This window comes from Paraburkholderia ferrariae NBRC 106233, from assembly GCF_000685035.1.
Classification (GTDB): domain Bacteria; phylum Pseudomonadota; class Gammaproteobacteria; order Burkholderiales; family Burkholderiaceae; genus Paraburkholderia; species Paraburkholderia ferrariae.
This window is the reverse complement of sequence record NZ_BAYB01000028.1, coordinates 77,355-90,623: the sequence shown is the minus strand read 5'-3', so window position 1 is coordinate 90,623 and position 13,269 is coordinate 77,355. Positions and strand designations below refer to the sequence as shown.

The following is a 13,269-nucleotide window of genomic DNA, read 5'->3' as shown; positions in this document are numbered from 1 at the left end:
GAGCTTCTCACCATGTTGCCGACTCCGGAACAGGTCAAGCAGTACATCGGCGCAGGGCTCGCGTGCGAGCACCTCGAAGTGGAAGGCGACGGCCAGCACTTCTTCGCGACCATCGTCTCGTCGTCGTTCGAAGGCAAACGTCTGATCCAGCGCCATCAACTGGTCTACGCCGCGCTCGGCGACCGCATGCGCGAGGAGATCCACGCGCTCAGCATGAAGACGCTCACGCCCGCCGAATGGCAGAACGCATAATCCGGAATATCAGTGCGAATCACCCAGGACAAAGACAGCGCCGCCAGTGGCGCCACCGCTGAAGCGAAGACCGCGGCGCCGCAGGCAGGCCGTACCGATCAGGAAACCTCAGGCATGGACAAACTCGTCATCGTCGGCGGGCAGAAGCTCGCGGGGGAAGTGGCCGTTTCCGGCGCGAAGAATGCGGCGCTGCCCATTCTGTGCGCGGGCCTTCTGAGCGCGGAGCCGGTTCATCTCGAGAACGTGCCCAACCTGCAGGACGTGCGCACCACGCTCAAGCTGCTCAACCAGATGGGCGTGCGTACAGAACAGGCGGGCAGCAGCGTGCAGCTCGACGCTTCGGGCGTGACTCATCTCGTCGCGCCCTACGAACTCGTGAAGACCATGCGCGCTTCGATTCTCGTGCTCGGGCCGCTCGTCGCGCGCTTTGGCGAGGCGAAGGTGTCGCTGCCGGGCGGCTGCGCGATCGGCGCGCGCCCCGTGGACCAGCACATCAAGGGCCTGCAGGCGATGGGCGCCGAGATCACGATCGAGCACGGCTTCATCGAAGCGCGTGCGAAGCGCCTGAAGGGCGCGCGCATCGTCACCGACATGATCACGGTCACCGGCACGGAAAACCTGCTGATGGCCGCCGTGCTCGCCGAGGGCGAAACGGTGATCGAGAACGCTGCGCGCGAGCCCGAAGTGAGCGATCTCGCGCACCTGCTCGTGGCGATGGGGGCGAAGATCGAGGGCATCGGCACCGACCGCCTCGTGATCCAGGGCGTGGATAAGCTGCACGGCGCCACGCACACGGTCATTCCCGACCGCATCGAAGCCGGCACGTTCCTGTGCGCGGTGGCGGCCGCCGGCGGCGACGTCATGCTGCGCCACGTGCGCCCGGGCATTCTGGATGCCGTGGTCGAGAAGCTGCACGAAGCCGGCGTGACGATCGAAGAGGGCGACAACTGGATGCGCGTGCGCATGGACGGCCGCGCGCGCGCCGTGAACGTGCGCACCTCCGAATACCCGGCTTTCCCGACCGACATGCAGGCGCAGTTCATGGCGCTCAACGCGCTGGCGGACGGCACCTCGCAGGTGGTGGAAACGATCTTCGAGAACCGCTTCATGCACGTGCAGGAACTCAACCGCCTCGGCGCGAGCATCACCATCGACGGCAATACGGCGCTGGTGGCGGGCGTCGAGAAGCTTTCGGGCGCGAAGGTCATGGCCACCGACCTGCGCGCGTCGGCGAGCCTCGTGATCGCGGGCCTGTGCGCCGAAGGCGAAACGCTGATCGACCGCATCTATCACCTCGACCGCGGCTACGACCGCATGGAAGAGAAGCTCACGAAGATCGGCGCGAACGTGAAGCGCATCAAGGGGAACGCAGCATGAGCACCGTCCAGACGCCGGCTGCGGCGGCAGGCGCGCCGCTCACGCTCGCGCTTTCGAAGGGCCGCATTTTCGAGGAGACGATGCCGCTCCTCGCCGCCGCGGGCGTGCAGGTGGCCGAAGATCCGGAGACCTCGCGCAAGCTGATCCTGCCGACCACCGATCCGAACCTGCGCGTGATCATCGTGCGCGCGACCGACGTGCCGACCTACGTGGAATACGGCGCGGCGGACTTCGGCGTGGCGGGCAAGGACGTGCTGCTCGAACACGGCGGCAGCGGCCTGTATCAGCCGATCGACCTCGACATCGCGTGCTGCCGCATGTCGGTGGCCGTGAAGGCGGGCTTCGACTACGCGAACGCGGTGCGCCAGGGCGCGCGCCTGCGCGTCGCCACGAAATACACGGAAACCGCGCGGCAGCATTTCGCGGCGAAGGGCGTGCACGTCGATCTCATCAAGCTCTATGGCTCGATGGAACTGGCGCCGCTCGTGGGCCTCGCCGACGCGATCGTCGATCTCGTCAGCTCGGGCGGCACGCTGCGCGCGAACAATCTGGTCGAGGTGGAGGAGATCATGCCGATCTCGTCGCGCCTCGTCGTGAACCAGGCGGCGCTCAAGCTGAAGCGCGCCGCGCTGCGGCCTTTCATCGACGCGTTCGAACGCGCGTCGCGGCGCGGCGCGGACGTGGCCGGCCAAAGCACGTAAAACACGTAAAGCGCGGGGCAAGACCGGCCGGGACACGGCGTCGTCGGCGCGAGGGGCTTCAAGGCACCGCGCGCACAATCGTTACGGATGGGTATCAGCATGGCTATCACGATTCGCAAACTCGATTCCAGCGTCGGAGGTTTCAAAAAGGCGCTGCACGCGGTGCTCGCGTTCGAGGCGAGCGAAGACGAGGCGATCGAGCGCTCGGTGGCGCAGATTCTTGCCGACGTGAAAGCGCGCGGCGACGCTGCGGTGCTCGAGTACACGAACCGCTTCGACCGGCTTTCGGCGGCGAGCGTCGCGTCGCTCGAGCTGCCGATGAGCGAGCTCGAAGCGGCGCTGGAGAGCCTCCAGCCCAAGCAGCGCGCGGCGCTCGAAGCGGCGGCGGCGCGCGTGCGCGGCTACCACGAGAAGCAGCGCATCGAGTGCGGCTCGCATAGCTGGCAGTACACCGAAGCGGACGGCACGGTGCTCGGCCAGAAAGTCACGCCGCTCGACCGGGTGGGCCTGTACGTGCCGGGCGGCAAGGCGGCGTATCCGTCGTCGGTGCTGATGAACGCGATTCCCGCACGGGTTGCGGGCGTGCGCGAGATCGTCATGGTCGTGCCCACGCCCGACGGCGTGAAGAATCCGCTCGTGCTGGCGGCGGCGCTGCTGGGCGGCGTGGACCGCGTGTTCACGATCGGCGGCGCCCAGGCCGTGGCGGCGCTCGCCTACGGCACCGCGACCATTCCGGCCGTGGACAAGATCTGCGGCCCGGGCAACGCCTACGTGGCCTCGGCCAAGCGCCGCGTGTTCGGCACGGTGGGCATCGACATGATCGCCGGGCCCTCGGAAATCCTCGTCCTGTGCGACGGCACGACCGACCCGCGCTGGGTGGCGATGGACCTGTTCTCGCAGGCCGAGCACGACGAACTTGCGCAGTCGATCCTGCTGTGCCCGGACGCGTCGTTCATCGCGCGCGTGGAGGAGGCCATCGGCGAGCTGCTGCCGACCATGCCGCGTGCCGACGTGATCGCCACGTCGCTCACGAACCGCGGCGCGCTGGTGAAGGTGCGCGACATGGCCGAAGCCTGCGCGATCGCCAACGAGATCGCGCCCGAGCACCTCGAAATCTCGGCGCTGGAGCCGCAGAAGTGGGGCAACGAAATCCGCCACGCGGGCGCGATCTTCCTCGGCCGCTATACGAGCGAGAGCCTCGGCGACTACTGCGCGGGGCCGAATCACGTGCTGCCTACGTCTCGTACCGCACGTTTCTCGTCGCCGCTCGGCGTCTATGATTTCCTCAAGCGCTCGAGCGTCATCGAGGTCAGCGCGGAAGGTGCGCAGACGCTCGGCGAAATCGCCGCGGAACTCGCCTATGGCGAGGGCCTGCAGGCGCATGCGCGCAGCGCCGAATACCGGATGAAGCCGCTCTGAGCCACGCGCTTGCTTCGGCGCGTCCGGCGAAGGCAGGCCGGGCGGGCCGGAGAGGCGCCTGCGCGCCGCCCTTGTTCCGGCATGCCGGGCCGGCGCGCCCCACGGCAAACGAACGACCCACGAGACAGTTGCGATAACCAGCGCGGCTTCGAAGCCGCCCGATAGAGGCCGGTGCGCCTCCCAGGCGCCGCCCATCCGACATGACCACACCACACGATATCCTGCGCCCCGACGTTCTCGCGATGACGAGCTATCCGGTGCCCGAGGCCACCGGCTTCGTGAAGCTCGACGCCATGGAAAACCCGTTCGCGCTGCCGGCCGGCCTCGCGGCGCAACTGGGCGAGCATCTGGCGGGCGTGGCGCTCAACCGCTATCCGGCGCCGCGCCCCGAAGCCCTCATCGCGAAGCTCAAGGCCGTCATGGGCGTGCCGGCCGACTGCGACGTGCTGCTCGGCAACGGCTCGGACGAGATCATCAGCATGATTACGACGGCATGCGCGAAGCCGGGCGCGAAAGTGCTCGCGCCGGTGCCGGGCTTCGTGATGTATGCGATGTCGGCGAAGTTCGCGCAGGTCGCGTTCGTGGACGTGCCGCTGCGCGCCGACTTCGCGCTCGACGCCGACGCCGTGCTCGCGGCCATCGCCGCGCACCGCCCCGCCGTGATCTGGCTCGCCTACCCGAACAACCCCACGGGCACGCTGTTCGACGACGCCGATATCGAGCGCATCATCGCGGCCGCGCAGGCGGCGCAGGGACTCGTGGTGATCGACGAGGCCTACCAGCCGTTCGCGCAAAAAAGCTGGATGCCGCGCGCGGGCGAGTTCGACAACGTGGTGGTGATGCGCACCATGTCGAAGCTCGGACTCGCGGGTATCCGCCTCGGCTATCTGGCCGGGCGCCCCTCGTGGCTCAACGAATTCGACAAGGTGCGCCCGCCGTACAACATCAACGTGCTCACGCAGGCGGCCGCGAATTTCCTGCTCGATCACGTGGATGTGCTCGACGCGCAGGCCGCGCAACTGCGCGCCGAACGTGCCGTGCTGGCGGGCGAAGTGGCGAAACTGCCGGGCGCCGAGGTGTTCGAAAGTGCCGGCAATTTCCTGCTCGTGCGCGTGCCGGATGCGGCCGCGGTGTTCGATACGCTGCTCGCGGCGCGGATGCTGATCAAAAACGTGAGTAAAATGCACCCATTGCTGGCGAATTGTGTTCGCCTGACGGTCGGGACACCCGACGAAAACGCGCAGCTCCTCGCCGCGCTGAAGCTCGTCCTGAAGTGAGCTTCGTTCTCTAACTCTCCTGTCACGGGCTGTTTGAAGGAAATTGCCATGCGCGTCGCGCAAGTCGTTCGCAACACCAGCGAAACGCAAATCCGCGTGAAGATCAATCTGGACGGCACCGGCGAGCAGAAGCTCGCGACCGGCGTGCCGTTTCTCGATCACATGCTCGACCAGATCGCACGACACGGTCTGATCGACCTGGAAATCGAAGCGCATGGCGACACCCATATCGACGACCACCATACGGTGGAAGACGTCGGCATCACGCTCGGCCAGGCCGTGGCGCAGGCGATCGGCGACAAGAAGGGCATCCGCCGCTACGGCCATGCCTACGTGCCGCTCGACGAAGCGCTCTCGCGTGTCGTGATCGACTTCTCGGGCCGTCCGGGCCTCGAGTTCCACGTGCCGTTCACGCGCGCGCGCATCGGCACGTTCGACGTCGATCTGTCGATCGAGTTCTTCCGCGGCTTCGTCAACCACGCGGGCGTGACGCTCCACATCGACAATCTGCGCGGGCTGAACGCCCACCATCAGATGGAAACCGTGTTCAAGGCGTTCGGGCGCGCGCTGCGCCAGGCCGCCGAGCTTGACGAGCGCGCGGCGGGCAAGATTCCGTCCACGAAAGGCAGCCTTTAATCCGCAACTCAACCTGGGCGACGACTGGCGAAACGAGCGACGGCGGGCGTTGCGTTTCCGTGGCACGCCCGGCGGCGCGCCTTTGCGCCGATGTCTGGCCGTTCAGGTGTGAGGATTGGATGACGGGCGTGGGCCGGCGTGGAAAGCGCTCCGCATGGGGCGGCGCCGTTTGAGGCACGTCAGGTGGCTTAAAGCGTGACGACTTAAAGCGAAGTAATGCCAGGAGCAGGGCCTGCGCGGCCCGATTCGAGATGAAGACTTCAATTGCGATTGTGGATTATGGGATGGGCAACCTGCGCTCGGTGGCTCAGGCGCTGAAGCAGGCTGCGCCGGAAGCCGAGGTGGCCATCGTCGAGCGTCCCGAGGCGATCCGCGCGGCCGACCGCGTGGTGCTGCCGGGCCAGGGCGCGATGCCCGACTGCATGCGCTCGCTCGCCGAATCCGGCCTGCAGGACGCCGTGATCGAGGCATCGCGCACCAAGCCGCTGATGGGCGTGTGCGTGGGCGAGCAGATGCTGTTCGACTGGAGCGCCGAAGGCGACACGAAGGGCCTCGGCCTTTTGCCCGGCAAGGTCGTGCGTTTCGAACTGGAAGGCCGGCTGCAGGACGACGGCTCGCGCTTCAAGGTGCCGCAGATGGGCTGGAACCGCGTGCGCCAGGCGCGCTCGCATGCGCTGTGGGACGGCGTGCCCGACGGCAGCTACTTCTACTTTGTGCACAGCTACTATGTCGTGCCCGACGAGGCGGCCCATTCGGTGGGTGAAACGCCGTACGGCGCCGCCTTTACCTCGGCTGTGGCGCGGGATAACATCTTCGCCACCCAATTTCACCCGGAAAAAAGCGCCGCGGCGGGTTTGCGCCTTTATCGCAACTTCGTCCACTGGAACCCGTGACAACCCGTGCGGGCTTCTCGCGACGCCTAGACATCGACCGTTCGGCCAACGTGGCTGCCAGGCCGATCTGCGCAGCCAATCCGCCGAAAGAGTTGTACTAAACTAGCGAAACGGCGTCGGATCGGGCCTTTTTTCCGCCGGTGCCGGCTGTTTTCAACCCCATTCCCAGATAACACCCGATAGCTATGCTGCTGATTCCGGCCATCGATCTCAAAGACGGTCACTGCGTGCGCCTCAAGCAAGGCGATATGGACCAGGCGACGATTTTCTCCCAGGAGCCGGCGGCCATGGCCCGGCACTGGCTCGAGCGGGGCGCGCGGCGTCTGCACCTCGTCGACCTGAACGGCGCGTTCGCAGGCAAGCCGAAGAACGAAGACGCCATCCGCGAGATCATCGCGGAAGTGGGCGACCAGATTCCCGTGCAACTGGGCGGCGGCATTCGCGACCTCGACACCATCGAGCGTTACCTGGATGACGGCCTTTCGTACGTGATCATTGGCACCGCCGCCGTCAAGAATCCGGGCTTCCTTCAGGAAGCGTGCACGGCATTCGGGGGCCACATCATCGTCGGCCTCGACGCGAAGGACGGCAAGGTCGCCACCGACGGCTGGAGCAAGCTCACGGGCCACGAAGTGGTGGATCTCGCGCGCAAGTTCGAGGACTACGGCGTCGAATCGATCATCTACACCGACATCGGCCGCGACGGCATGCTGCAGGGCATCAACATCGAAGCCACGGTGCGCCTTGCCCGTGCGGTGAAGATCCCCATCATCGCGAGCGGCGGGCTGTCGAACATGGCCGACATCGACGCACTTTGCGAAGTGGAAGACGAAGGCATCGAAGGCGTGATCTGCGGCCGCGCGATCTATTCGGGCGACCTGGACTTTTCGCAGGCCCAGACGCGCGCGGACAGCCTGCGCGAATCGGACGACGCCTGACCCCATCGACTCGCAACACCGGCAAGATCATGGCTCTACCCAAACGCATCATCCCCTGTCTTGACGTGACCGCCGGGCGGGTCGTCAAGGGCGTCAATTTCGTCGAACTGCGCGATGCCGGCGACCCCGTCGAAATCGCGCGCCGCTACGACGACCAGGGCGCAGACGAACTCACGTTCCTCGACATCACGGCCACCTCCGACCAGCGCGACCTGATCCTGCCGATCATCGAAGCGGTGGCCTCGCAGGTGTTCATTCCGCTCACGGTGGGCGGCGGCGTGCGCGCCGTGGAGGACGTGCGGCGCCTGCTCAATGCGGGCGCGGACAAGATCAGCATGAATTCGTCTGCGGTAGCGAATCCGCAACTCGTGCGCGCCGCGGCGGACAAATACGGCTCGCAGTGCATTGTCGTCGCCATCGACGCCAAGCGCGTCGCACCTTCCGGCGTAGCGACGCCCGGCGTAGCGACGCCCGGCGCGCCCACGCGCTGGGAAGTGTTCACGCACGGCGGCCGCAAGGCCACGGGCATCGACGCGGTGGAGTGGGCGTGCAAGATGGCCGAACTGGGCGCGGGCGAGATCCTGCTCACGAGCATGGACCGCGACGGCACCAGGAGCGGTTTCGACCTCGATCTCACGCGTGCCGTCTCCGACGCCGTGCCGATTCCCGTGATCGCCTCGGGCGGTGTGGGCGGCCTGCAGGATCTGGCGGACGGCGTCGTGAAGGGCCACGCCGACGCGGTGCTGGCGGCGAGCATTTTCCACTACGGCGAGCACACGGTGGGCGAGGCGAAGCGCTTCATGGCCGATCGGGGTATTTCGGTGAGGTTGTGACGTGACGACGAACGCTATCGAAAAAGCGGCCTGGCTCGACAAGGTCAACTGGGACGCCAACGGTCTCGTACCCGTGATCGCGCAGGAGGCGACCACGGGCGACGTGCTGATGTTCGCGTGGATGAACCGCGAGGCGCTCGCGAAGACGGTCGAAACGGGCCGCGCGGTGTACTTCTCGCGCTCGCGCCAGCGCCTGTGGTTCAAGGGCGAGGAGTCGGGCCACGTGCAGCACGTGCGCGAGATCCGCCTCGACTGCGATGAAGACGTCGTCCTGCTCAAGGTGGAGCAGGTTTCGGGCATCGCGTGCCACACGGGCCGCCACTCGTGCTTTTTCCAGCAATTCGAAGGCACGGTGGAGGAGGGCCGCTGGGTCGCCGTCGATCCCGTGCTGAAAGACCCTGAACACATCTACAAATGACGCAACCCACCCCCCACGACACCTTGCTGCGCCTCGCCGCGGTGATCGACAGCCGCAAGGGCGGCGACCCGGACGCTTCCTACGTCGCGCGCCTGTTCCACAAGGGCGACGACGCGGTGCTCAAGAAGATCGGCGAAGAGGCGACCGAAGTCGTGCTCGCGGCGAAGGACGTGCGCCAGGGCGGCGCGCCGACGGCGCTGGTGGGCGAAGTGGCCGATCTGTGGTTCCACTGCCTCGTGGCGCTGTCGCATTTCGACCTGAGTCCGGCCGACGTGCTGGCCGAGCTGGAGCGCCGCGAAGGTCTTTCGGGGCTCGAGGAAAAAGCGCTGCGCAAGAGCCGCGAGCGCGAGGAAAGCGGCGACTGAGCCGGCGGCCCCGCGGCCTGGCCCGGTTTTCAATGGCAACGCTGCATCTGAACGCGCCGGCTGCCTGCCTCACCGCAGCCGCTGTCGATTCACCCCGCTGTCGATTCACCGCTGTCGATTCACCGCTGTCGATTCACCGATTGGGAGACGCACAGCATGTCCATGCCAGGCGGATATCCGCCTCCTACCGTTCGGGATCCGCTCGAAGCGGATCGTCTGCGCAGCCTGCGCACCTTCACCCACGTGCTCTACGCGCTCTATGCCGTGTACTGGCTCACGGGCGGCGTTTCGGTGCTGATCGCGATCATCCTGAACTACCTCAAGCGCGACGAGGCGCTCGGCACGCCCTACGAGCAGCACTTCACCTGGCAGATCCGCACCTTCTGGCTGGGCCTCGCCGGCCATCTGATCGCGCTGGCTTTCTTCATCGTGCTGATCGGCATTCCCTTGCTGTGGGCTGTCGCAATCTGGACGTTGTACCGTATCATCAAAGGGTGGCTGTACCTGTACGACAACAAGCCGCTTGCCGACCCGCGCGGGTGGCTCTGAACGAGCGCGCCCACTGCCGTCCTTCGCCCGGAGCACCATGAGTCACGACCGCAGCACCTGCCTTTTTTGCAAGATTGCCGACGGCGTCATCCCGAGCACCCGGGTGTACGAAGACGACGAATTTGTCGCCTTCCGCGATATCCGTCCCGCGGCGCAGACGCATGTGCTCGTCATTCCCCGTCGGCATATTTCCACCCTTTCGGATTGCGACGAAAACGACGCGCCGCTGCTTGGTAGAATGTTCGTGCGGGTTGCGCGTCTGGCGAAAGAACTGGGCGTGGCATACACGGGCGGCGACACCGGGTTTCGCACCGTCGTGAACACGGGGCCTGGCGGCGGGCAGGAGGTGTATCACCTGCACGCGCATCTGCTGGCCGGGCCGCGTCCGTGGCATCGCATGGGCTGAATGCCACGCTCGCGCCACACTGCACCGGCACTATTTTCGAGTCGCGTCATTTCCCGCTGCGGGGTGGCGCAAATAAAGCGGCGCGCCCATCGCGCACCGCGGATTGCCTGCCGCGCATGAGGCGCGGCGACGGGGTCAAGGAGAATTGGAATCATGGGTTCGTTGAGCATCTGGCACTGGCTGATCGTTTTGCTGATCGTGGCGCTTGTCTTCGGCACGAAGAAACTGCGCAATATCGGCAGCGACCTGGGCGGCGCCGTGAAGGGTTTCAAGGAAGGCATGCGTGACGGCGAGACGCCCGAAGGCGACGCCCAGAAGCGCGAACTGCCGGCGGCCGGCGGCACGGTCGATGTCGAAGCCAAGGACAAGACCTCGCGTCCGAACGACTACCGCTAAGGCGGCCGGTCGTCCCACCTCAGGCTGACGGAAAGCTCCATCCATGCTCGATCTGGGTCTCACCAAGATGGCGCTGATCGGCGTCGTCGCGCTGGTCGTGCTCGGGCCGGAGCGGTTGCCGCGCGTCGCGCGCACCGCCGGGGCCCTGTTTGGCCGCGCACAGCGCTATATCAACGACGTCAAGGCGGAAGTCACGCGCGAGATCGAACTCGACGAACTGCGCCGCATGAAGACCGACTTCCAGGAAGCGGCGAGCAACGTCGAAAAGACCGTTCAGGACAATCTGCGCAAGCAGGAGACCGAACTCAACGACGCGTGGGCCACCGGCACCTCGGTGTCGCCGAGCATTGCAGGCGGTGCGCCGGGCGTGACGGCGGAGTCGGTTGCCGAGGTGCCCGGCGACACGTCCTCCTGGCGCAGCGTCAACGCGGGCGCGCCGGCCAAACGCAAGAACTGGCGCGTGAAGCAGGCTGCGGCGCCGCTCTGGTACAAGCGCGCCACGCTGCGGCGCACGCGTGTCCAGTCGGGCGCGGCGCGCGTCGCGCAGCACACGCCGGCCAGCCTGCGCCGTCCGGTGCGTTTCTTCTGATGCCCATCTTGCGCACGTCCATCATCAATCGAGGGCCGGTGTGAGCGACCCCCAGCAAAAACAGGATGAAGGTACCGAAGAGACCTTCATCTCCCATCTCGTCGAACTGCGCGACCGCATCATCCGTGCGGGTATCGCGGTCGTTGTCGTGTTTATCGGGCTCGTGTACTGGGCGCCGGACATCTTCCGGCTGCTCGCGCGCCCGCTCATGCAGAACCTGCCGCGCGACGGCAAGATGATCGTCACCGACGTGACCGGTTCGTTCTTCGTGCCGATGAAGGTCACGATGCTGGTCGCGTTCGTGATCGCGCTGCCGGTCGTGCTCTACCAGATCTGGGCCTTCGTGGCACCGGGCCTCTACCAGCATGAGAAGAAGCTCGTGGCACCGCTCGTCGCGAGCAGCTACACGCTCTTTCTGTGCGGCATGGCGTTCGCCTACTTCGTCGTGTTTCCGACCATCTTCCGCGTCATGGCGCACTACAACGCGCCGCTGGGCGCGGAGATGACGACCGATATCGACAATTACCTGAGCTTCGTGCTCACCATGTTCCTTGCGTTCGGCGTGACCTTCGAGGTGCCGATCGTCGTCGTGCTGCTGGTGCGCATGAACCTGCTCACGGTGAAGAAGCTCAAGGAAATCCGTCCGTACGTGATCGTCGGCGCGTTCATTGTCGCGGCCGTCGTGACGCCGCCGGACGTGTTCTCGCAGCTTATCCTCGCGTTGCCGCTGATCGTGCTTTATGAGGCCGGGATCATTGCCGCGCGTATTTTCGTCGGCACCGGCGAGAAAGCCGCAGACGAAAGCCAGGCGGCCAGCAGCTAGGGGCCAGTAGTTAGGGGCCAGTCGCTAGAGCCAGTGCGCCGCCGCCGATCTCAGGCTCTGGGGTGGCCCAGGCGGCCATCCGATTCGAGCAGCAGGCCACGCCAGTAAAAAAGGCCGCGAACGGTGAGTTCGCGGCCTTTGTCTTTTGCGGGCTTGGTGCCCGAAGCCTGAGGCGATCAGCCGCCGTTGTCGTCGTCCTCGCCGTCTTCCTGCTCCGGCTGCTTGGGCGGCGGCGGCCGCTTGCCGATCAGCACGTCCAGATCCATGTCCTTGTTCTTGCGCACGAGATGAATCCTGGCGTCCGTGCCGGGCTTGATCTGCGCGATCACGTTCAGAAGCCGCGTCGTATCGGTGATTTCCTCGCCGTTTACGGAAAGCAGAATGTCGCCCGGCTTGATGCCGGCCTTGTCGGCGGGGCCGCCCTGCAGCACGCCTGCCACGATCGCGCCCGACTTCTGGTTCAGTCCGAACGATTCGGCGATCTCGGGCGTCACGTCCTGCGGCTCCACGCCGATCCACCCGCGCGTGACCGAGCCGGTGGTGATGATGCTCTCCAGCACGCTGCGCGCCGTGGACACCGGAATCGCGAAGCCGATCCCGAGCGAGCCGCCCGAGCGCGAATAGATGGCCGTGTTGATGCCGAGCAGGTTGCCGTTCACGTCCACGAGCGCGCCGCCGGAATTGCCGGGGTTGATGGGCGCATCGGTCTGGATGAAATTCTCGAAGGTGTTGATGCCGAGGTGATTGCGCCCGAGCGCGCTGATGATGCCCATCGTGACCGTCTGGCCCACGCCGAACGGGTTGCCGATGGCGAGCACCACGTCGCCCACGCGTGCCTGGTCCATGCGGCCGAGCGTGATGGTGGGCAGGTTCGGCAGGTTGATCTTGAGCACCGCAAGGTCGGTTTCCGGATCGATGCCGATGACCTTTGCGTTGGTCGTGCGGCCGTCCGAGAGCGCGATTTCGATCTGATCGGCGCCGTCGATCACGTGCTGGTTCGTTAGAATGTAACCGTCCGGACTGACAATGACGCCCGAGCCGAGATTGGCGGCCGGCTGTTCCTGCTGCTTGCGGTTGTTGTTCTGATTGCCGAAGAAGTAGCGAAATAGCGGGTCGTTCTGGCGCGGATCGGGCGGAAGCGATCCGTCCTTGCTCGAAAACACGTTGACGACCGCGGGCATGGCCTTCTGGGCCGCATCCGCATAGGAGCCCTGCGCCGTGCCGCCGCCGAGGCCGGGCGCCACCTCCCGCAGAGCCACGATCGGTTCGGCAAGCTGCTTGCCGAACTGCCCCTGATGCTGCAGCCACTGCGGCTTGAGCGTCGCGACGATGAACATCAACGCGAGCAGGACCGTCACCGCCTGGGCGAAGAACAGCCAAAAGCGTCTAAGCATTTG

At 66.1% G+C, this 13,269-nt stretch carries 16 protein-coding genes and 2 pseudogenes; 17 read left to right on the top strand and 1 reads right to left on the bottom strand.

From position 1 onward, the window contains the following. Positions 1 to 12 precede the first annotated feature (12 nt). The 17 genes and pseudogenes from BFE01S_RS26475 (at position 13) to tatC (ending at position 11,872) form a co-directional block, all read left to right on the top strand. Positions 13 to 252 carry a BolA family protein gene (locus BFE01S_RS26475; RefSeq protein ID WP_028228103.1) on the top strand — a complete coding sequence of 80 codons (240 nt, stop codon included), beginning with the start codon at positions 13 to 15 and terminating at the stop codon, positions 250 to 252. A 114-nt stretch (positions 253 to 366) separates the two neighbouring features. Then, positions 367 to 1,629, top strand: a complete 1,263-nt coding sequence (gene murA / locus BFE01S_RS26470; RefSeq protein WP_042338636.1) for a UDP-N-acetylglucosamine 1-carboxyvinyltransferase — start codon at positions 367 to 369, stop codon at positions 1,627 to 1,629. Then, entirely contained in the window at positions 1,626 to 2,330 is a 705-nt protein-coding gene (hisG, locus tag BFE01S_RS26465; protein WP_028228101.1) for an ATP phosphoribosyltransferase, read from the top strand. Before murA ends, hisG begins: the two co-directional genes overlap by 4 nt. Positions 2,331 to 2,429: 99 nt before the next feature. Continuing rightward, the gene (gene hisD / locus BFE01S_RS26460) at positions 2,430 to 3,749 is read left to right on the top strand and encodes a histidinol dehydrogenase (RefSeq protein WP_028228100.1); all 1,320 of its coding nucleotides are present in this window, start codon (positions 2,430 to 2,432) and stop codon (positions 3,747 to 3,749) included. 200 nt (positions 3,750 to 3,949) lie between these two features. After that, positions 3,950 to 5,026 (top strand): histidinol-phosphate transaminase, encoded by a 1,077-nt coding sequence (hisC, locus tag BFE01S_RS26455; RefSeq protein WP_028228099.1) that lies wholly within the window; start codon positions 3,950 to 3,952, stop codon positions 5,024 to 5,026. 48 nt (positions 5,027 to 5,074) lie between these two features. Continuing rightward, entirely contained in the window at positions 5,075 to 5,662 is a 588-nt protein-coding gene (hisB, locus tag BFE01S_RS26450; protein WP_028228098.1) for an imidazoleglycerol-phosphate dehydratase HisB, read from the top strand. A 251-nt stretch (positions 5,663 to 5,913) separates the two neighbouring features. Beyond that, positions 5,914 to 6,555 (top strand): imidazole glycerol phosphate synthase subunit HisH, encoded by a 642-nt coding sequence (gene hisH, locus BFE01S_RS26445; protein ID WP_028228097.1) that lies wholly within the window; start codon positions 5,914 to 5,916, stop codon positions 6,553 to 6,555. A 185-nt stretch (positions 6,556 to 6,740) separates the two neighbouring features. Next, complete coding sequence (gene hisA, locus BFE01S_RS26440) at positions 6,741 to 7,493, top strand: 1-(5-phosphoribosyl)-5-[(5-phosphoribosylamino)methylideneamino]imidazole-4-carboxamide isomerase (RefSeq protein WP_028228096.1); 753 nt, start codon at positions 6,741 to 6,743, stop codon at positions 7,491 to 7,493. A 29-nt stretch (positions 7,494 to 7,522) separates the two neighbouring features. Continuing rightward, entirely contained in the window at positions 7,523 to 8,326 is an 804-nt protein-coding gene (hisF, locus tag BFE01S_RS26435; protein ID WP_028228095.1) for an imidazole glycerol phosphate synthase subunit HisF, read from the top strand. A 1-nt stretch (position 8,327) separates the two neighbouring features. Further along, positions 8,328 to 8,744 carry a phosphoribosyl-AMP cyclohydrolase gene (hisI, locus tag BFE01S_RS26430; protein ID WP_028228094.1) on the top strand — a complete coding sequence of 139 codons (417 nt, stop codon included), beginning with the start codon at positions 8,328 to 8,330 and terminating at the stop codon, positions 8,742 to 8,744. Beyond that, positions 8,741 to 9,109 carry a phosphoribosyl-ATP diphosphatase gene (locus BFE01S_RS26425; RefSeq protein ID WP_028228093.1) on the top strand — a complete coding sequence of 123 codons (369 nt, stop codon included), beginning with the start codon at positions 8,741 to 8,743 and terminating at the stop codon, positions 9,107 to 9,109. The genes hisI and BFE01S_RS26425 overlap by 4 nt, the downstream gene beginning before the upstream one ends. A 156-nt stretch (positions 9,110 to 9,265) precedes the next feature. Beyond that, complete coding sequence (locus BFE01S_RS26420; RefSeq protein ID WP_028228092.1) at positions 9,266 to 9,658, top strand: DUF4870 family protein; 393 nt, start codon at positions 9,266 to 9,268, stop codon at positions 9,656 to 9,658. Positions 9,659 to 9,695: 37 nt separating this feature from the next. Then, on the top strand, positions 9,696 to 10,064 hold the full coding sequence (locus BFE01S_RS26415; RefSeq protein WP_028228091.1) for a histidine triad nucleotide-binding protein: 369 nt from the start codon (positions 9,696 to 9,698) through the stop codon (positions 10,062 to 10,064). A 153-nt stretch (positions 10,065 to 10,217) separates the two neighbouring features. Beyond that, positions 10,218 to 10,460 carry a Sec-independent protein translocase subunit TatA gene (tatA, locus tag BFE01S_RS26410; protein ID WP_028228090.1) on the top strand — a complete coding sequence of 81 codons (243 nt, stop codon included), beginning with the start codon at positions 10,218 to 10,220 and terminating at the stop codon, positions 10,458 to 10,460. Between the two features lie 43 nt (positions 10,461 to 10,503). Continuing rightward, positions 10,504 to 10,780, top strand: a pseudogene (gene tatB, locus BFE01S_RS46620) (Sec-independent protein translocase protein TatB); the annotation flags it as partial. Between the two features lie 86 nt (positions 10,781 to 10,866). Then, positions 10,867 to 11,049: pseudogene (tatB, locus tag BFE01S_RS46615) on the top strand (Sec-independent protein translocase protein TatB); the annotation flags it as partial. 40 nt (positions 11,050 to 11,089) lie between these two features. Continuing rightward, positions 11,090 to 11,872 carry a twin-arginine translocase subunit TatC gene (gene tatC, locus BFE01S_RS26400; RefSeq protein WP_028228088.1) on the top strand — a complete coding sequence of 261 codons (783 nt, stop codon included), beginning with the start codon at positions 11,090 to 11,092 and terminating at the stop codon, positions 11,870 to 11,872. Between the two features lie 176 nt (positions 11,873 to 12,048). Here the strand turns inward: tatC and BFE01S_RS26395 are convergent, their stop codons facing one another. Then, on the bottom strand, positions 12,049 to 13,266 hold the full coding sequence (locus BFE01S_RS26395) for a Do family serine endopeptidase (RefSeq protein WP_028228087.1): 1,218 nt from the start codon (positions 13,264 to 13,266) through the stop codon (positions 12,049 to 12,051). Positions 13,267 to 13,269 lie beyond the last annotated feature (3 nt).

Coding starts and splice junctions, on each gene's coding strand:
- hisA (WP_028228096.1), top strand. CDS start 6,741: ATGCTGCTGATTCCGGCCATCGATCTCAAAGACGGTCACTGCGTGCGC.
- hisG (WP_028228101.1), top strand. CDS start 1,626: ATGAGCACCGTCCAGACGCCGGCTGCGGCGGCAGGCGCGCCGCTCACG.
- hisC (WP_028228099.1), top strand. CDS start 3,950: ATGACCACACCACACGATATCCTGCGCCCCGACGTTCTCGCGATGACG.
- hisD (WP_028228100.1), top strand. CDS start 2,430: ATGGCTATCACGATTCGCAAACTCGATTCCAGCGTCGGAGGTTTCAAA.
- hisH (WP_028228097.1), top strand. CDS start 5,914: ATGAAGACTTCAATTGCGATTGTGGATTATGGGATGGGCAACCTGCGC.
- BFE01S_RS26420 (WP_028228092.1), top strand. CDS start 9,266: ATGTCCATGCCAGGCGGATATCCGCCTCCTACCGTTCGGGATCCGCTC.
- BFE01S_RS26415 (WP_028228091.1), top strand. CDS start 9,696: ATGAGTCACGACCGCAGCACCTGCCTTTTTTGCAAGATTGCCGACGGC.
- hisB (WP_028228098.1), top strand. CDS start 5,075: ATGCGCGTCGCGCAAGTCGTTCGCAACACCAGCGAAACGCAAATCCGC.
- hisF (WP_028228095.1), top strand. CDS start 7,523: ATGGCTCTACCCAAACGCATCATCCCCTGTCTTGACGTGACCGCCGGG.
- murA (WP_042338636.1), top strand. CDS start 367: ATGGACAAACTCGTCATCGTCGGCGGGCAGAAGCTCGCGGGGGAAGTG.
- BFE01S_RS26475 (WP_028228103.1), top strand. CDS start 13: ATGTTGCCGACTCCGGAACAGGTCAAGCAGTACATCGGCGCAGGGCTC.
- BFE01S_RS26395 (WP_028228087.1), bottom strand. CDS start 13,266: ATGCTTAGACGCTTTTGGCTGTTCTTCGCCCAGGCGGTGACGGTCCTG.
- tatA (WP_028228090.1), top strand. CDS start 10,218: ATGGGTTCGTTGAGCATCTGGCACTGGCTGATCGTTTTGCTGATCGTG.
- BFE01S_RS26425 (WP_028228093.1), top strand. CDS start 8,741: ATGACGCAACCCACCCCCCACGACACCTTGCTGCGCCTCGCCGCGGTG.